Annotated in this window: 21 protein-coding genes; 12 read left to right on the top strand and 9 right to left on the bottom strand. The window is 36.3% G+C overall.

Going from position 1 to position 18170, the window contains the following annotated elements:
- Positions 1-13: 13 nt before the first annotated feature.
- The gene (locus tag MHI02_RS07940) at positions 14-967 is read left to right on the top strand and encodes an amidohydrolase family protein (RefSeq protein ID WP_204798159.1); all 954 of its coding nucleotides are present in this window, start codon (positions 14-16) and stop codon (positions 965-967) included.
- A gap of 78 nt (positions 968-1045) precedes the next feature.
- Here the strand turns inward: MHI02_RS07940 and guaC are convergent, their stop codons facing one another.
- Positions 1046-2029, bottom strand: a complete 984-nt coding sequence (gene guaC / locus MHI02_RS07935) for a GMP reductase (RefSeq protein ID WP_047184474.1) — start codon at positions 2027-2029, stop codon at positions 1046-1048.
- A 269-nt stretch (positions 2030-2298) separates the two neighbouring features.
- On the opposite strand from guaC, the gene MHI02_RS07930 reads away from it, so the two are divergent.
- The 5 genes from MHI02_RS07930 (at position 2299) to MHI02_RS07910 (ending at position 6730) form a co-directional block, all read left to right on the top strand.
- The gene (locus MHI02_RS07930) at positions 2299-3030 is read left to right on the top strand and encodes an alpha/beta hydrolase (protein ID WP_047184473.1); all 732 of its coding nucleotides are present in this window, start codon (positions 2299-2301) and stop codon (positions 3028-3030) included.
- 56 nt (positions 3031-3086) lie between these two features.
- Positions 3087-3605, top strand: coding sequence for a YjcG family protein (locus tag MHI02_RS07925; RefSeq protein ID WP_060668587.1), 519 nt, complete (start codon positions 3087-3089; stop codon positions 3603-3605).
- Positions 3602-4024 (top strand): GNAT family N-acetyltransferase, encoded by a 423-nt coding sequence (locus tag MHI02_RS07920; protein ID WP_047184471.1) that lies wholly within the window; start codon positions 3602-3604, stop codon positions 4022-4024. The genes MHI02_RS07925 and MHI02_RS07920 overlap by 4 nt, the downstream gene beginning before the upstream one ends.
- A gap of 108 nt (positions 4025-4132) precedes the next feature.
- Complete coding sequence (locus MHI02_RS07915) at positions 4133-4840, top strand: YetF domain-containing protein (RefSeq protein ID WP_060668588.1); 708 nt, start codon at positions 4133-4135, stop codon at positions 4838-4840.
- A gap of 480 nt (positions 4841-5320) precedes the next feature.
- Positions 5321-6730 (top strand): ISLre2 family transposase, encoded by a 1410-nt coding sequence (locus MHI02_RS07910; RefSeq protein WP_341165774.1) that lies wholly within the window; start codon positions 5321-5323, stop codon positions 6728-6730.
- Between the two features lie 304 nt (positions 6731-7034).
- On the opposite strand, the gene MHI02_RS07905 is transcribed toward MHI02_RS07910, so the two are convergent.
- Positions 7035-7241 (bottom strand): hypothetical protein, encoded by a 207-nt coding sequence (locus MHI02_RS07905; RefSeq protein ID WP_257457313.1) that lies wholly within the window; start codon positions 7239-7241, stop codon positions 7035-7037.
- 243 nt (positions 7242-7484) lie between these two features.
- Between MHI02_RS07905 and MHI02_RS07900 the strand changes: the two genes are divergently transcribed.
- Entirely contained in the window at positions 7485-7967 is a 483-nt protein-coding gene (locus tag MHI02_RS07900; protein WP_216883761.1) for a CotY/CotZ family spore coat protein, read from the top strand.
- A 76-nt stretch (positions 7968-8043) separates the two neighbouring features.
- Here the strand turns inward: MHI02_RS07900 and MHI02_RS07895 are convergent, their stop codons facing one another.
- Both MHI02_RS07895 and mgtE read right to left on the bottom strand, forming a co-directional pair.
- The gene (locus MHI02_RS07895) at positions 8044-8622 is read right to left on the bottom strand and encodes a CotO family spore coat protein (protein WP_047184466.1); all 579 of its coding nucleotides are present in this window, start codon (positions 8620-8622) and stop codon (positions 8044-8046) included.
- A gap of 189 nt (positions 8623-8811) precedes the next feature.
- Positions 8812-10200 (bottom strand): magnesium transporter, encoded by a 1389-nt coding sequence (gene mgtE / locus MHI02_RS07890; RefSeq protein ID WP_257457312.1) that lies wholly within the window; start codon positions 10198-10200, stop codon positions 8812-8814.
- 195 nt (positions 10201-10395) lie between these two features.
- On the opposite strand from mgtE, the gene prpE reads away from it, so the two are divergent.
- Positions 10396-11142 carry a bis(5'-nucleosyl)-tetraphosphatase PrpE gene (gene prpE, locus MHI02_RS07885; protein WP_257457311.1) on the top strand — a complete coding sequence of 249 codons (747 nt, stop codon included), beginning with the start codon at positions 10396-10398 and terminating at the stop codon, positions 11140-11142.
- Here prpE and MHI02_RS07880 read toward each other — a convergent pair.
- The 3 genes from MHI02_RS07880 to MHI02_RS07870 are packed head-to-tail and all read right to left on the bottom strand — an operon-like array spanning position 11139 to position 13465.
- The gene (locus MHI02_RS07880; RefSeq protein WP_257457309.1) at positions 11139-12008 is read right to left on the bottom strand and encodes an RluA family pseudouridine synthase; all 870 of its coding nucleotides are present in this window, start codon (positions 12006-12008) and stop codon (positions 11139-11141) included. The two genes, prpE and MHI02_RS07880, sit on opposite strands and share 4 nt — an antisense overlap.
- An 18-nt stretch (positions 12009-12026) precedes the next feature.
- Positions 12027-12827 carry an NAD kinase gene (locus MHI02_RS07875; protein ID WP_341165828.1) on the bottom strand — a complete coding sequence of 267 codons (801 nt, stop codon included), beginning with the start codon at positions 12825-12827 and terminating at the stop codon, positions 12027-12029.
- A 23-nt stretch (positions 12828-12850) separates the two neighbouring features.
- Entirely contained in the window at positions 12851-13465 is a 615-nt protein-coding gene (locus tag MHI02_RS07870) for a GTP pyrophosphokinase (RefSeq protein WP_341165827.1), read from the bottom strand.
- Positions 13466-13746: 281 nt separating this feature from the next.
- On the opposite strand from MHI02_RS07870, the gene MHI02_RS07865 reads away from it, so the two are divergent.
- The 4 genes from MHI02_RS07865 to MHI02_RS07850 all read left to right on the top strand — a co-directional run bounded on the left by MHI02_RS07865 (position 13747) and on the right by MHI02_RS07850 (position 16156).
- Positions 13747-14319 carry a CYTH domain-containing protein gene (locus MHI02_RS07865; protein ID WP_341165826.1) on the top strand — a complete coding sequence of 191 codons (573 nt, stop codon included), beginning with the start codon at positions 13747-13749 and terminating at the stop codon, positions 14317-14319.
- Positions 14320-14426: 107 nt separating this feature from the next.
- On the top strand, positions 14427-14810 hold the full coding sequence (locus MHI02_RS07860) for a globin domain-containing protein (protein ID WP_060668598.1): 384 nt from the start codon (positions 14427-14429) through the stop codon (positions 14808-14810).
- A gap of 67 nt (positions 14811-14877) precedes the next feature.
- Positions 14878-15711, top strand: a complete 834-nt coding sequence (locus MHI02_RS07855) for a ClpXP adapter SpxH family protein (protein WP_341165825.1) — start codon at positions 14878-14880, stop codon at positions 15709-15711.
- Positions 15712-15973: 262 nt separating this feature from the next.
- Positions 15974-16156 carry a hypothetical protein gene (locus MHI02_RS07850; protein WP_341165824.1) on the top strand — a complete coding sequence of 61 codons (183 nt, stop codon included), beginning with the start codon at positions 15974-15976 and terminating at the stop codon, positions 16154-16156.
- Between the two features lie 584 nt (positions 16157-16740).
- Here MHI02_RS07850 and MHI02_RS07845 read toward each other — a convergent pair.
- Entirely contained in the window at positions 16741-17622 is an 882-nt protein-coding gene (locus MHI02_RS07845) for an IS3 family transposase (protein WP_052771788.1), read from the bottom strand.
- Positions 17619-17918 (bottom strand): helix-turn-helix domain-containing protein, encoded by a 300-nt coding sequence (locus MHI02_RS07840; RefSeq protein WP_052771711.1) that lies wholly within the window; start codon positions 17916-17918, stop codon positions 17619-17621. Before MHI02_RS07840 ends, MHI02_RS07845 begins: the two co-directional genes overlap by 4 nt.
- Between the last annotated feature and the right edge of the window lie 252 nt (positions 17919-18170).

Genomic DNA, 18170 nt, shown 5'->3' with positions numbered 1-18170 from the left:
GAGGTAAGGATAGTTGTTCGATTTTCATACACATTTTATTCCTAATCACGTTTTAACTTGGTTACAAGATCATAAAAAAACAGTCCACGCAAGGTGGGAAAAGAAATTACCTGATAAACATAAGTTTTTAACTGTAAATGGAAAATGGGGATTTGAATTAAAACCAGCATTTTACGATTTAACCTTATATAAACAAGAATCTGTTGATGTTGGTGTTACTCATTCTGTTTTATCACCTATCCCCCAATTATTTATGTACGACTTTAGCCCGGAAATAACTACAGAGGTTTCACAAATCTATAATTCTTCTTTAGCAGAAATTGTAGGCAATTCACCTGATCGTTTTTCTGCTCTTGGAACCTTACCACTAACTGCACCTGAAAAGGCTGCAACTATTTTAAACGAAGCAATGAATCAGGGTTTAAAGGGAGCTATCATAGGCCCAGGATTAGGAGAGAAACTCCTATCTGATAACTTCTTCACTCCTTTATTTGAAGAGGCCAACCGATTAAAAGCGATTCTTTTTATTCATCCACTTTTAAGCACAGATCCTAGAATTAAGTCGAAAAAAATGCCGAATTTAATTGGGGTACCTTGGGAAACAACCGTGACTGCAACAGATATCATTTTAAGTGGACTCATTGACAAATACCCAGACATAAAAATCGTCTTTGCTCATGGAGGAGGCTTCCTTCCATATCAGTTAGGAAGAATGGATAAAGGATATGATCAATGGAAAGATGTATCATCAAATCTAAGTGCAGCACCATCTGAATACGCAAAACGTTTCTGGTATGATACGGTATTATGGAATTCAAATAGTTTAGATTTGTTAATAAAAACAGTCGGAAAAGATAAAGTCGTTCCAGGCTCAGACTTTCCTTTTGATCTCTCAGTGTGGCCACCGGAAGTTAATAGTGAAAAAGGAAGTCAATCCTTATCGGGATTAATAAATATGAATTTCTAATGTTGATATTGTTGTTAAATCCGTACGAGTAAACGAAAAATGAGTGAGATACCCCATCCCACTCATTTTTCATTACTATTAATACACTTTATCTCCATTAAATATAGAATTCTTTACAACTACATAGTCAACATTTCGTATCGCTTTTAGTTCTTTTCCACCTGCATAAGAGATAGAAGATTGTAAATCCTGTTCCATTTCGTCTAAGGTGTCTTGTAGGCTTCCTTTATACTCTACATACATCTTCTTACCTTCCACGTTTTTCTTTTCACCTTTTTGAAATTCGGATGCGGATCCAAAATATTCTTTAAACACCTTTCCATCTCTCTCCACTGTTTCACCTGGCGATTCTTCATGACCTGCAAATAAGGATCCAATCATGACCATCGACGCACCGAAGCGAATGGATTTTGCAATGTCACCGTGCGTGCGAATTCCACCGTCAGCAATAATTGGTTTTGTGGCTGCTTTTGCACACCAGCGAAGCGCCGCTAATTGCCAACCTCCAGTACCAAAACCTGTCTTTATCTTTGTAATACATACCTTACCAGGCCCGATTCCAACTTTAGTTGCATCTGCCCCCGCATTTTCTAATTCTCGAACCGCTTCTGGTGTTCCAACATTCCCAGCAATAACAAAGCTTTCTGGTAAATGTTTTTTAATGTGTTGCACCATGGCAATAACCTGATTGGAATGACCATGCGCAATATCAATCGTAATATATTCAGGGGAAAGTCCCTCTTCTTTCATTTGTTCAACAAAACGATATTCTTCCTCTTTTACCCCGACACTAACAGAAGAATACAATCCACGCTTATTCATATCTTTAATGAAATCTATTCTTCTTTCTGGTTGGAATCGATGCATAATGTAAAAATAACCTTTTTCTGCCAAATAAATTGCAAGTTCTTCATCTATAATGGTTTGCATATTTGCTGGAACCACCGGTAATTTAAAAGTACGATTTCCTAACCTTACAGTTGTATCACATTCGGAACGACTTTCCACAATACACTTTGCAGGAATTAATTGAATATCTTCATAATCGAATACATTTTCCATATCTCCACCCCTAAAACACAAATATTATTTATATACAACACAAAAACATACGTTTATATACTAACAACTTACCTAAATTATGATTATTTGTCAACAATCATCCATTAAATCGCGAATATAAACAACATTTCTGATGCATGAAATACCTATTTTCAATTATCAATTATTCCACTCCGTAAATTAGAATATTTTGCTTATTCATGATAGGCTTAAGTTTAGAGAAATTACTTTGAGAACTTAGGATTTAGGAAAAGATTGGGGGCATGAATATGAAAAGAAAAGGAAAAATGATTACGAAAGAAATAGACAGCAAGTATTTAAATGAAACTAAGGAAATTAAAATATACCAACCAGAAAGCTTTTCACCACTATATAAATACAATATTTGCATGATGCAAGATGGAAATGACTTTTTCCAAATGGGACGTGTCGCTACATTAAGTGATCGACTTCACGACGATGGAGAAATAGCAAATACCGTATTTGTCGGAATCCATTACAAAGACAGAGCAGATCGACGGAGAAAATATCATCCAAATGGAGAAGAATATGAAGCATACACAAAATTCATTGTAAAGGAAGTCATTCCCCTTTTAGATGAAATAGTTCCGACCCTCATGCTAGGAAAAACTCGTGCACTCATGGGAGATTCACTTGCAGGAACATTCGCACTCGTGACAGCATTAAGATATCCGAATACATTTGGAAAAGTTATTATGCAATCACCATATATCGATGAATCCGTACTAAACATTGTGAAAAAATCTGAAATAAATTTTTCCTCTCTTGATATTTATCATACAATAGGAACAAAAGAAGACGAAGCACCATTATCTGATGGAACTATAGAAGATTTACTCACTCCAAATCGGGAATTAAATAACCTTTTAAATGAAAAAGGTGCAAATTGCACATATTATGAGTTAGAAGATGGTAACCACACTTGGAAATACTGGCAAAAAGACATGCCACGAACATTAATTTCTATGTTTTCCGAATAGGAAAGTTTTGATATAATGTTATAAAATTCAAACGTAAATAATGAGGAGGATCTAGCATGAAATACGGGATTGCAATCTTTCCATCAAAGAACATTCAGGATGAGGCAAATTCATTTAGAAAACGTTATGATCCACACTATGCCTTAATTCCACCACACATCACATTGAAGGAAGCATTCCATGTGGAGGAAAATGAGTTGAAGGATATGGTTACAGAACTAAAACAAATTGCAAACGAAACAAAACCATTTACCATTAACATTAATAAAGTAAGTACGTTTGCGCCTGTCACGAACACCATTTATTTTAAGGTAGAACCAGTTCCAGCATTAATGGATTTACAGAAAAAGCTGCAAGAAGGTACACTTACAAATAATTTGACGCATTCCTTCGTTCCACATATCACCATCGGACAGCAATTAATGGATGATGAGTATTCAGATGTCTTTGGTACTTTGAAAATGAGTAAATTTACGTTTGAAGATACGATAGATCGTTTTCAACTTTTATATCAGTTAGAAAATGAATCTTGGACCGTTTATGAAACATTTGTTTTCGGAAAGGAATTTATATGAACGTCAAAATTGTAGAATCAGAAGAAGAATTACAACAAGCCTACGATATACGAATGATCGTATTTGTAGAAGAACAAAACGTACCTCCTGAAGAAGAAATAGACGATCTTGAAGGCAGTTCAATCCATTTCATCGGTTATGATCATGAAAAACCAGTTGCCGCAAGCCGTCTTCGCTTTGTAGAGGAATATGGGAAATTAGAGAGGATTTGTGTGTTAAAAGAGGCTCGTGGGAAATCCTTTGGCAAAGAAATCATACAAGCAATGGAAAAAGTTGTGCAAGAAAAAGGTTTTAAAAAAGCTAAATTAAATGCACAAACACACGCTGAAGGTTTCTATCAAAAACTTGGCTACCACACTATATCTGGAGAGTTTATGGACGCGGGTATTCCACACGTTACAATGATTAAAGAATTATGATTTAAAGCACTACATCAATAGATGTAGTGCTTTTTATTTTGGTTCGAATGACTTTTCATACAATGGATACACTAATTATTAAACGGTTTTAACTGGGGGATTGAATATATGACAGATTATTTATCCATGTCCATCGATCTTATTTTTGGGTTTATTGCCTTATTCATTGTAACTAAAGTATTAGGAAAAACCTCGATGTCACAAATCACACCATTTGATTTTGTATCTGCTGTTCTACTGGGAGAACTCGTCGGTAACGCTTTATTTGATAAAAAAGCAGGTGTACCTGAAATAGCCTTTGTTGTGGCATTATTCGGAATTCTGATGTGGCTTTCGGAAAAAATAACACAGAAATTCAAACGAACAAGAGCACTTATCGAAGGTTCTCCTTCTGTCGTTATCCATAAAGGAAAATTGTATAGAGATTCTTTGAAGAAAAACAATTTAGATTTAGATCAATTGCAACATTTATTAAGAGTGAAAGATGTGTTTACTTTACAAGAAGTAGAATTTGCAATTTTAGAAGCAAATGGTGAATTATCTGTTTTGAAAAAATCTGATTACCAAACTCCTACACGGAAAGATATGAAATTAAGTCCAAAAGAAGTGAATCTTCCGGCCGCTCTTATTAATGACGGGGAGCTTATTGAGGATAATTTGAGGGAGAAAAATTTAACAAAAGAATGGGTCATGGAGCAAATTAATGCGCAAGGGTTTGATCGTATAGAAGATGTGTTTTACGCTGAATACGAGAAAGGTGAAGATTTATTAATTTATCCTTTTTTAAATCGAAATCATATGAAATGGGATGGCTAATGGACATCCCATTTCTGTCGTCCAGCTCCAGCGATAAAGCTGTAGCAAGACTTCCTTCACTTTTGTACGATAAAGAAGACTTGCCGATTGGTGAAACCAGAGGCTTAGTCGCACTTATACCCTTGTGGTGAAAGTCAACATCGACTCAGTCCGTACGTCGCTAAACGGACGCTTGCGCTTTCGTTTTTAGACGAATGCATGAAAATGCTTTCCTTTATAATCGTGCTGTACTTTCTTTCTAGGAGTTGTTGAGGTGGTATCGGGGTGATAACGTTCGTAATTATTACGGATTTCTTGATGGTGCTTTTCCAGGACAGTTTTATAAGGACTTTCTACACTCGTTGCACCTATTCGTTTTATAGAATTCACTATGTGTAAAATAGTTCTCGAGGATTTGAAACTAAATTCTAGAAAAAAAAGAAAAGGCACTCTATCATTAATGTATGCTACCAGGCAAATACATTAGAAAGAGGCCTTTTCATGAATACAATTATATCAAAAATAAGTGATTTATTAAAGGGTACAAATAATTTAATTGACTTTGAGGAACAAGTTCAAATATGTTTATATGATCTTCTTACAACACTGATGGGTAACGTTTTTACACAGCTTAATCAAACAATTAAAAGAGAATTGCAAAGTAAGGGTTGGACAGTGGAACGAGAGGATGAAAAGACGATTCAGTTTATCTTTGGGGCGGTTCGTTTTACTCATACATTAATGCACGATGAGAATGGGAAGGCACATTATCCCTTTGATGAGTGGATTGGATTTAGAAAGTACCAACGACACAGTCCTTTGGTTGAAGTAAAAGTGGCAGAGTTGGCTAGTGAGAGTACGTATCGAGAAACGGCACGTATATTAAGGGAATGGACTGCCGTAAACCTAAGTCACACAACTGTGGGAAGTATAGTGAAACGTGTAGGAGAAGCACAAGCAAAAGCCGATGAGGAAATGTTAGTTGAATTAGAGGAGGCTGCCTATTTACCAAAAGGAGAAGAATTAGACTTTTTATTTGCCGAGGCAGATGGTGTATTTGTGCGTGGAACAAAGAAAAAGACAAGTCACGAAGTCCATCATGCGGTACTCCACGAAGGTTGGTGTAGAAATGGAAAGCGCATTTCACTAAAGAATCCACAGGTCATCATGACAACCAAACCAACGAATGATTTTTGGAAAGAAGTCCAAGCGTATACGGCTAATCATTATTCCTTAGAAAAGACTCAAGTGGTTACGAATAGTGATGGTGGCCAAGGCTATACTGCAGAACGTTTTCAAGAAGCTTTCTCACAGTCCGAATATCCAGTTTTAAATCAATTGGATTCCTTTCATATTTCCAAGGCGTTGAACCGAACTTTTGGAGCTAAAAAGAGCCAGTTTAAGGATGGTGTACAAAAGGCAATCAAAGAGCACAATCTTGATGATTTTACACGTTGGATGGATACATTTGAGAGTACTTTAGAAACGGATAAACAACTGGAAAAAGCAGAGGTTTTTCGTAAATATATTGGCGGTAATTGGGATCGGATTTTTGATTGGAGAAAGAAAGTTGAGAATCCACCTAAAGACGCAAGAGGCATGGGCGCAATGGAATCCAACCAACGCCATATTTCATTCCGAATGAAAAAGCGTGGAATGCATTGGAGTTCAGAAGGTAGTGAAGCAATGGTGAAAATTAAGCAAGGGATTCTAAATAAAACATTACGATCTGTATATCTGAAGGATCAAAAACGAAGTGTTAGAAAGCAGCGTGACGTGAAAAAGACGGTTCGTATGACAGAATTCCTACGCCAGGTGACACAACCATCAATAGGAGTAAAACAAGGCAAAATAAGCCTAAATACAGCTCATTCATCAGCTATTGGACAGTTAATAAAAAGTTTTAGTTAACTCCCTGATTTTTAGGTAAGGTTCTTGGTTTTTAGAACGTTACCTAAAAATTGGGGACAGCAAGCGACGGAGGTCGCGCGGTAGCCGAAAAAGTGTACAAAAATAGAGTGCCGAAGATATTGGTGTGAAAGACACACCGAGAAAAACTTGACACATACTAGAATTCATACGTATTTGATTATCATAATGATTAATAGGTAAAATATATCCCATACGCAACCCCCTCCTTTTTAATTTTCCGACTATTTTAATTATACTTATATTTTATTTAGCTGTCCATTTATATAATCTATACCCCTCTTTATTATCCCTCAAACTCCTTTTCTAAACGTTTCATAACAGATTCTATTTGCTTGATTTGTTTTAGGAAGGAATCATTCCACTTATTTGCATTTTTTTCAAAGGTTCTTATTTTCTCCTCTGGCTTTTGAAACCACTTCTCATTTTTTTCCAAGTGCTTACCTAAGATCCCAACATTTTCTATCCAAGGGGTCACCTTTCGTTTATTCATGTTTCACCATCCCTTCTTCTAACGCTTATTTGTATTTTATGTAAAAAAATAGCGCAGGAATCGATGATTTAACAAATTAGGCGCCCAACCTTTTCTTAACGTTTTAATTGTTGGTGAAATAGGTAGAAAATAGGCATGTATTATACAAAAAAGAGCCAAATATTGATATATGCCCACACCAACAGCGTAGTCCCACATATTCTATTAGGGAAAAGTAACAAATTATGAAAGGAGATATAAATCATGGGTTGTGGAAAAAAATTTGACTCAGGTAATTGCGTTGCTGATATCCTAAGAGATATTGTTGATGCGCAAAATGATATTGTTGAAAACTGTTGTGATACAGGTTGCGAACAATCAATAGGTGATTTATTAGGTGAAACGGACAATGGAAATGGGCTAGATACGGTACCTGTTATTCTATATTGCGACTGCAAACCTTTTAAAGGGTTCGGTGCTGAGAGGAAAACGAAGCATGGTCACTTTGGAATGGGTGAAATCGTATCGAGCTTCGTCTTCCGCGTGAAATCTGTAGATAAGGATAACTGTGCTGTATTAGAATTACTATTATCAGATGGCCAGGGCTGTGGTCACGATAGTCTGAAAGATCCGACCGACCAGGTAACGAAGCAATTAGAAGCAACTGGAATTTGCATCACTGTAGATCTTGACTGCTTCTGCCATGTAACATGCTTACCAGCTATTAGCGTTTTTAACAATGACTAATTTCGTCATTTAAAATAAAATTCACCTAACCATCGAAAAGGGAACACCATGAGAACAAATCATGGTGTTCTTTATTTTAAAATCCAAGTAATCGAACTGATCTTATTTCCTCAAAAGGTATCTGCTGCATTCTTTTTCCGCTTTGGAACGTAACTTCTTCATCTTTAAAAGAAACAATAATTCCACGAAACGTTCTTTGTTTCGTCTTTACTTCACATCTCATTTTTGGTGCATATTCCGATGTATTTGCAAAATACTCTACTCGCTCACGAATGCTCATGTCTCTAAATTGCTTTCTCTCTCTAACCGGTTGTTGTTCTTCTTCCGTTTCATTCGTCACTTCGCTTTTCGTTTCCGTTTTTTCATCAGGAACTAGCTCCTGGTCTAAAGAATCAACTGTGTCTTTTTCACCCTTTTTAGATGAATATTTCTTTTTAGGAGTTTCAACCGATTTCTCTTCTATCGCATCTTCCATGGTAACTTCTTCTTCCATAACAACTTTCGGTTCTTTTCCTTTACTTATTACTTCTTTTTTTGGCTTTGCCTTTTTCTTCGGGGTAATATAGCTCTCCTGCATAGGTGCCATAGGAAACGTTATGCCTTTATTTTGCTGTATAAAAAGCAATGGTTCATTCGCATATTTTCCCTTGCTCATACTAACCTCTCCCTTATAACAATTTACAATCTAATATATGTTATTCACCCATCGAGTGTGTTTTTGCCTATAAAATCGTGGTGGGATATTGGGGATTATAAGAAAGAGTGAGTATATTGTATTCACATCGTTAAAACGTTGAAACCACAAAAAAAAGCATGAACCCCATCATGGTCCATGCTCTTCTATTCACGAAACTAAATAACCCATAAATGTAGTTGCCATTCCAAAATAAATTAAAATAGAAATAATATCATTAATGGTTGTTATAAATGGCCCAGACGCTACCGCAGGATCAACGTTTAGGCGATCCATTAGGATAGGTACAAGTGCCCCGGATAATGTCGCAACAATTAAGGATGCCATAATAGACACACCTACAATAATGCCAAGGTAAATATCTGCTTTCCAAAAATAAATAACAATAGCAATAGCGACTCCACAAACAACTCCTGTAATTAATCCAGTGGTTGTTTCTCTAGCAATGAGTCGCATTTTTCCTTGGTTCCCGTATTCTCCATTAGAAAGTCCACGAATCGCTACAGCAAGTGCTTGTGTTCCTGTATTTCCAGCCATCCCGCCAATGAGTGGAATAAAGATAGCTAACACGGCAACTTGATTTAACGTATCTTCAAATTGACCGATTAAGCTCGCGGTAAACATTCCTAAAAACAAAAGAATAATTAACCAAGGCAGACGTTTTTTTGCCGCATCGAATGCACTATCATCTGGTTTAACTTCTTCTGAAATACCAGCCAATTGGGAGAAGTCTTCACTTGCTTCTTCTTCCATAACGTCCAAAATATCATCAACGGTAATAATTCCTAATAAATGATCTTGAAAATCTACAACTGGAAGTGCTAAGAAATCATAATCACGGAACATTTGCGCGATTTCTTCTTGGTCTTTTGCAACAGAAACTTTGACTATCTTTTCACTCATGATTTCTTCTATTTTCACCTGATTATCTGCCACGATTAGATCACGTAAGGATAATACGCCAACAATTCGTTTATCTTCATCAAGTACATATAGGTAGTAAATGGTTTCCGCTCCGGGCGCTTCTTCTTTCAATTGTTGCATCGCTTCGACGACTGTTTTTGTTTTGTATAATGCAACAAATTCAGTAGTCATAATACTACCGGCTGTTTTCTCCTCATAATGAAGTAGTTGCTTAATTTCATCCGCATCTTCTTTGTCCATCATCGTAAGGAAGCTAACAACCTCTTCTTTATGCATGTTATTTAAAATATCCACCGCATCATCGGCTGGCATTTTGGATAGAACCATCGCCCCTTGCCTTGGGTTCATTTCTGTAAAATAGCTAGGGGTATTCTCTAAATCAATATTTATCATAATTTCCGCTAATTCATCAGGAGATAAATAGGCATAGATTCTAATTCGATTTTCTTGGGATTGATCAACGAAGAACACGGACTGATCGTATGGGTGCATTTCGAGGAAATTTCCCCTAAACTCATCTGTCTGTTCTTCGCTTAATGCTTCATACACTTTATCCCAATGTGCTTTATACTCTTCTTCATATTTTTCTTCGTAATTATTTTGTCTCTCTTCCATAAGGATACTTCCTTTCTCTCACGAAACCATATAAAAACCTATTCCCCGTTTCGCTAATTCGAAACTTTTGCTTACGATTTTTCACAAGACTTGGTTTTCCTATCCGCTAAGAATTTCTGTTTTTGAATAAAACTCATAAACTTAATCAATGATAAACTTATACATATCTAATAACCTATAGTAAGGAGGAGTTTTATGAAAATAGACGTTATTGGCGACATCCATGGTTGCATCGATGAATTGCATGCGCTATTTGAAAAACTCGGTTACCAAAAGGAAAATAATATCTACGTTCACCCTGAAGGTCGTATCCCAACATTTGTTGGTGATTTAACAGACCGAGGCCCGAATTCATTAGCAGTTATTAGACTCGTTTATCAAATGGTTGTCGAGCATAAAAAGGCAAAATACGTCCCAGGTAATCACTGTAACAAATTATATCGTTTTTTTCTAGGGAACAAAGTCCAACATAAGCACGGTCTAGAGACAACGGTCACGGAATATGAGGCATTATCTACTAGAGAACAAAAAATAATAAGTAAACAGTTCAGAACGCTTTATGAACAAGCTCCATTATATTTAGAAATCCCAGAGGTTTCTACAGTTGTTGCCCATGCAGGAATACGCGAAGATTACATAGGCAGAAACGATAAAAAGGTTAAGACCTTCGTATTATATGGTGATGTTTCTGGTGAAGTTCATCCAGATGGCCGCCCGATTCGCAGGGATTGGGCCAAGGACTACCATGGTGACCGATGGATTGTCTATGGTCACACCCCTGTCATGGAGCCACGTATTAAAAATAAGACGATCAACATTGATACCGGTTGTGTTTTTGGTAATAAGCTGACCGCTTTTCAACTGCCAGAAGAAAAGATAGTGGCAGTCCCATCCGAACAGCCACTAGTCGAAGAAAAATTTAGTCATTTCGATAACAATTAAAGAAGTTCCTTCATATCACCAGGTAAAGTGGATTTAAGCTCGATACATTCTTTCGTAAATGGATGCTTAAATGCAAGCTTATAACAATGTAAGGCATGTCTCTTCATATGATCCGTTTTCCCGCCATATAAATCATCCCCCGCTAACGGATGATTTATATGGGAGAAATGGACACGAATTTGGTGTGTTCTCCCTGTTTCTAGTTGAACATTTACAAGGGTATGTAAGGGGAGTCGTTTTTCCACTTTAAAATGAGTGACCGCTCGTTTTCCAGTTTCCTTCACCGTTCTTTCGATAATGGATCCTTCTTTCCGATCAATGGGAGCATCTATGGTTCCATTATCTTTCTTTAAATTTCCTTCCACCAATGCCTTATATCTTCTCTTTACTTTGCCCGCTTTCTGTGCTGTAGACAATAAGGAATGACTATAACGATGTTTGGCTATTAATAATAGACCAGATGTATCCCGATCAAGTCTAGTTACGACATGAACCGTATAAGGGATAGCATGTTTTTCGTAATATCCTAAAATCCCATTAGCAACGGTACCTGTTGGATGATGGAGAGACGGAATGGTAGCAATTCCAGCAGGTTTGTCCACCACAATAATTGAATCATCTTCATATACAATGGACAAATCCATTTCCTCTTTAATCATGTACTCCCCTATCTGCTCTTTAGGAAATGAGATTTCTAGTAAGTCCCCTTCCTTCAAGCCATACCGGACCGTTTGTGGAATACCGTTAATAAGGATCTTTCCTTCCTGCTTCACAGCGATTAAGATTCTTCTAGAAAAACGGTGATACTCCATTAAGTAATCCCGAATCGTCATCCCTACATGTTCGGAATGAATAGTACATTTCATCACTACTTCGCCTCATTTTTATTTCCCATCTTCCGTTACAAAGGAATCTCTTACCCGATTCCAAAATGGAAATTGTCTAAATCTAGCAAATCGCACTCTTTCTTTTGCCACCCGACATTGAATCGATTTCACATCCGTATAGGTTCTAGTAAAATGATCAATGGAAATTAGGAAGCTTTTGTCCTTCTTCGGTTCCAGTAAACAGGTATGATGTTTTGGCAAAATTAAAGGAGATCCTATCGTACGGAAAACTCGATTATTAATAGAAGCCATTTCTGTTAATTGAATTGCTTCAATGGCTGGGTGTATGATGGCACCACCTAATGCCTTATTATATGCAGTACTTCCGGAAGGTGTAGAAATACAAATTCCATCTCCACGGAACGTTTCAAAATACTCCCCTTTAATTTTAACATCAAAGACAACAGAGCCCTCCGCTGTTTTAATCATGGATTCATTTAAGGCGAGAAAACGATCCCTTTCACCGGAGTTTTTTCTTATAATCACTTCAAGTAATGGATACTCAACAACTTGAAATGGAGTTTTCGCAATTTCTATCACTAATTTTTCGATTTCATCTGGTGTGTAATCTGCATAAAACCCAAGATGACCTGTATGGACTCCAATAAAAGCCGTTCGATTTAAACGATGGACGTAGCGATGAAAGGCCTCCAGAAACGTTCCATCTCCTCCAACAGAAATAACGATTTCAGGTTCCTCTCGATCGTATTCCAATTCAAAATCTGTTAAATATTGTTTCATCGTTACTTTTATTTTTTCTGAACGCTTATCCTCTCTAGATACAATTTTAAATTTCAAGTTGTTCGTCCCCTTTAATAAAATTAATTATATTTCCTATTAAAGATTCGCCGCGCTTCTTGAATTTCATGTTTTATTTTTGACATTTCTTCATCTAATTTAAAAGCCGCTTCAGCAGCATTCTGCAATCTTATTTGGATATCATCAGGAATACTACCTTTATATTTATAATTCAATGAATGTTCATTCGTCGCCCAAAAGTTCATTGCTAGCGTACGTATTTGGATTTCGGCTAAGACTAGTTTTCTCCCCCGAACCATTTCTACTGGGTATTGAATAATCATATGATAGGAGCGATACCCACTAGGCTTTTTATTCGTAATATAATCTTTCTCTTCTACAATTGAAAAGTCATCGCGGTTACGAAGCATTTCAACAATAGCATAAATATCATCTACGAATTGACACACGACCCGAACACCAGCTATATCATATATTTCTTTTTCAATATTTTCTAATGGGACTCCCCTAATTTTCGCTTTTTCTAAAATACTTTGGACTGGTTTTACTCTTCCGGTAACAAATTCGATTGGCGAATGAGATGATTCGTATTCAAATTGTGATCGCGTTCCTCTTAATTTTACTTTAAGCTCATCAACCACCTGTTTATAGGGGGCAAGTAAATATTCCCAGTTCATAACAAACACACTCCTACACTTAACTGTAACATGAATCTTTCACCATCGTTATTTAGAAAACTTGGCATTTTCTCCAAAAGCTTTAATCATTGTCTCCGCTACACTTTGTGGGAAGAAAACATTGTATTTCCTAGCCTGCAATCAAAGACAAAGTCCACTCAAATTATAGCTTATATTCGTGTAACATACTAGCTTGATTCCTTTTCTTTGCAAATTTATCCTATATTGGCGATAATCATTAATAATATATTTTTACATGATAATTGGAGGCCAAATTTTTTATGGCACAAGAAATAGAAATTGAATTTAAAAATTTGTTAACAGAAGATGAATTTAACATTTTATTGGATAAATTGCCATTCCCTGAATATAGTGTAAAACAAACGAATTTTTATTTTGAGACAAAAGATCTTTCATTAAAGGACAAGGGATGCGCACTCAGAATTCGGGAAAAACAAGGGAATTATCGTCTAACATTAAAAGAACCGCATGAATTAGGCTTACAAGAAACACACGACACGTTAACAGAAGAAGAAGCAAAACATTGGTTAAATGGAAAAATCATACCAAAACCTGAGACAACCCGGCAATTGCAAAACATAGGCGTTGATCAAGAGGAATTAGTATATTATGGAAGTCTCACAACAGAGCGCCGAGAGGTTGAGTACCAGGATGTCCTCATTGTTCTAGATGATAGTACTTATAATGGTGTTCAAGATTATGAATTTGAATTAGAAGCAAAGGATCAAAAAGTAGGACTTACAAGATTTCATTCTATTTTAGATCAATTTGAAATTAAGAAGAAGGAAACACCTAATAAAATAGTACGTTTTTTTAATACAATACCTAAATAGGAACCACTTAATCAGATTTGTTGCCCATTCCATCATCCACTTGTAAAATTAAAAGCAGGAAAATGATATTATATATGTTTTGGTAAACCATAAATAAGGAGAAGCAGATGGAAATAAAACATGGAACGATTTATGAAGCAATTGGTGGCTTTGATACAATTGACAGATTAGTTACTGCTTTTTATAAACGAGTTGGGAAACATCCTGATTTAATTCCTATTTTCCCAGAGGATTTAACGGAAACGGCAAGAAAACAAAGATTATTTTTAACCCAATTTTTTGGAGGTCCTAGACTTTATGAGGAAGAACGTGGCCAACCGATGATGAGAAGACGCCACTTACCATTCCCTATTACACCAACAAGAAGAGATGCATGGTTAAGTTGTATGAAAGAGGCGCTTGACGAAGCTGAAATCGAAGAACCGTATCGTTCGGTGATATTTGAAAAATTGACCCTTACAGCAAATCATATGATGAATAAACTAGATTGATAGAAGAAGTTGTTCAAAAAGTGCGTCACCCTCCTTTTTGAACACGCACTAGAAAGGAGAATTCGATGTGAGTTGGGATCAAACTGAGCTAAAAAAGTTTAATAAGTCAAACACATCGGAAAGCTGCAACTATCTTGACAGTCATTCTAAACCGATTGAAATGTATGTGTTTATAGACCCACTTTGCCCGAACTGCTGGTATTTTGAGCCTTATATAAAAAAGTTTTCGCTTGAATATGGACGATTTTTCACTATCCAACAAATTTTAAGTCCTTCTATAAATCGTGATCAACTGTCTTGCAGAAAATCGTCTTATTCATCTAATAATTTTACTGTTTCTAATCCTTGGATTGTATCTTTTGCTATTAAAGCCGCCGAGATTCAAGGAAAAAGAGCAGGAAAAACATTTTTGAGAAAACTACAAGAACACCTCTTTTTGCGAAATCTTGACATTTCCAATGAACAAATCCTAATGGAAATTGCCCGTGAAGCAAAATTAGATTTAGAAGAGTTTGTAGAGGATATGCACTCCGCCACCGCTAGGAAAGCTTTTCAAAGTGATGTACAGCTTAGACATGAAATGGAAATAGATATAACACCAACTGTTGTCTTTTTTAACCATTCAAATGATGACCAAGGGATTAAAATAGTAGGTCTTTATCCATATGAAGTGTATGAATTTATATTACAGGAAACCTTACAAATTACCCCAATTCCATCAGAGAAACCACCATTAGAGGAATTTTTAAAACGACATAATATGGTAAGAAGCAAGGAAATTTCCATTGTTTATGATTGGAGTTTATCGAAAACAGAGAAAGAATTGAAAAAGCTGCAATTCAGACAACGTGTAAACCGAGTAAATGAAAACGAAAGATGTTATTGGAAATATAAGGAATAATAGTTCATTGCAAAAAAAGGATATGCGGGGCAGCGCATATCCTTTTTCATTCTTTGTATAAATACAAAGGGGGATGGGAGAAAGTTTCATGATCAAACAAAAGGGGTATTTGTTTGTGTAATTAACTTACAAATTAATAATAACAAGGATTTTATTGTTTGACAACCCTCTGTTCATAATTTCACAAAATGTTCAATTCTATTATTTTCTTTGTTGCATATACTTGATATAAAAATGAATTCTATGTAAGGAGGGTCTCTTCGTGCAACTACTCTTTCCTCTCTTCTTCTTCGTCTTAGCACTCATTGCATTTGGCTTAAATATTTTAGGAATCATGCAATTAATCCCTATTTATATTACATTACCAATTTTATTTATTGCAATTTATCTCACCATCTATTCATTGTTCAACCAAAATACATACCGTCGGAGAAGAGTGAGATAACAAGTATTTTAAATTATGTTGTAAGTTTGGGGTTTGGGGGCGTCCTTAAATGTCGTGACAAAGCGTATCGCGGACAAAAGCAACAATAAACACTCGTGATTTGGCCGTGACCATCCTTATCACGGACAAAAACTACGATTAACACTCACGATTTGGCCGTGACAATCACTTTCACGGACAAAAACTATGATTAATACCCGAAATTTGGCCGTGACAACCTCTTTCACGGACAAAAGCAACGATAAATACTCGTGATTTGGCCGTGACACTCTGCACCTGGTTCTGTCAAGTAGACAGTACTGAAGTGTCTCTAAATTTTTACTCAATACATTGTCTTACCAAATATTTGAGCTCTTATCATATCCACCACCCTTGCCAGGCATTTGGGTTCGTGGTGGTGAATAAAGTGGCGAATCGGGAAAAATAAAGCTATTAAAGCTCCCTATTCGCACACACAGCGTACCACGAACCATCTCTTCTAAGCTCTCGTTGGTCGGGGCCCCTATCCCCAACACAACGAATCGCCAAGAAGAGGCATGCCTGGCAAGGGCAAGCAGCTCCGCTGTGGCTCCCTGCATGCATTTTTAACTGGCATAACGCTTGATGTATTTTACGGGACTTGTTTGTAATTTTGTGTTGATTCGATTATGATTAAAGTAATGGATATATTGGTTTGCCGCATTTTGAACTTCAAATACATTCTTTGCATTTTCAAAGAAGCATTCTATTTCACACTTGTAATGACTAAAGAAGTTCTCAATGCATGCGTTGTCCCAGCAATTGCCTTTGCGAGACATAGATGGGGTGAGGCCCATCTCTTTGACACGCATTTGATAACCAGCGTTTGTGAATTGTGTGCCTTGATCACTATGTAGAATGGCACCTTTCACAAACTTTTTTTCTTTTAAACGATTTAATGCTTCGTACACAAGTTCTATATCTTGACGATGACTAATTGCATACGCCACAATCTCGTCATGAAATAAATCTTTAATCGCACACAGATAAATATATTTGTTTGGTCCCTTTTCCACTGGTAAATAGGTAATATCAATCGCAAACTTTATTCCAGGTTTCTTCGCTTGAAAGTTGCGGTTTAATAGATTAGGTACTTTTTTATTTATTTCGTTACGCTTGACAGAACGCCTTTGACGGATTTTACAACGAATACCATATTTCCGCATGATCTTGGATACACGCCTCTCTCCAACCTCAATGCCATATTCATCTTTTAATGCCATTTTCATTCTTTTTCTCCCCAACGTACCACGATGTTTATGATGTAATTTGATGATGTAGTTGTATAATTCTTCATCCCTTTGTGCCTGAACACTACCCCCTCCACGTTTTTTCCATTTATAATAACCAGATCGTGATACATCAGTCAGTTGAACTAACATCGTAACAGGATAATCTTTCTCATTCGCTTCTATAAAGGAAAATTGTACCTCTTTCTGCTTTCTCACATCCTTTCCAGCTCCAAAAGCTTTTTTAAATATTCAATTTGTAATGCTTGTCTTTCGATAATTTCATCTTTGGTTTCCTCTTCTTTTCGTTTCTGTTTACCTATGCTTTTCATACCTCTTGTATCTTTTAACGCTTCATAACCTCCTTCACGTACTTTATTAACCCAACGATTCGCTACTCGAGGTGCACTAATGTTATATTCTTTTATCAAATCACGGATCGCGTGCCCCTCGAAATATTTTTCAACTACTGTTTTCTTTAATTCATAACTGTATCTTTTTAGTTGTCTTGCCATATTCATCCCCTAATTTCTATCTTTTTCTACTATAAGATTATCAAATGAATAGGACACTTTCTAAAATTGTCTACTTTACTGATACAATAACACTCTTTCATGGACAAAAGAAATAAAAAACGCCCCTGAATTGTCCGTGACAAGGATATCATAGACAAAAGGAGCGAAATCTAACTTATCTCTAAAATTTTTATAAAAGAAAAAAGGATATGCGGGGCAGCGCATATCCTTAGTCCGTCTTTGTATAAACAA

Source organism: Oceanobacillus sp. FSL K6-0118 (assembly GCF_038006665.1).
Classification (GTDB): domain Bacteria; phylum Bacillota; class Bacilli; order Bacillales; family Amphibacillaceae; genus Oceanobacillus; species Oceanobacillus caeni.
The sequence above is the reverse complement of the archived record's forward strand: the minus strand, read 5'-3'. Positions and strand labels throughout refer to the sequence as shown.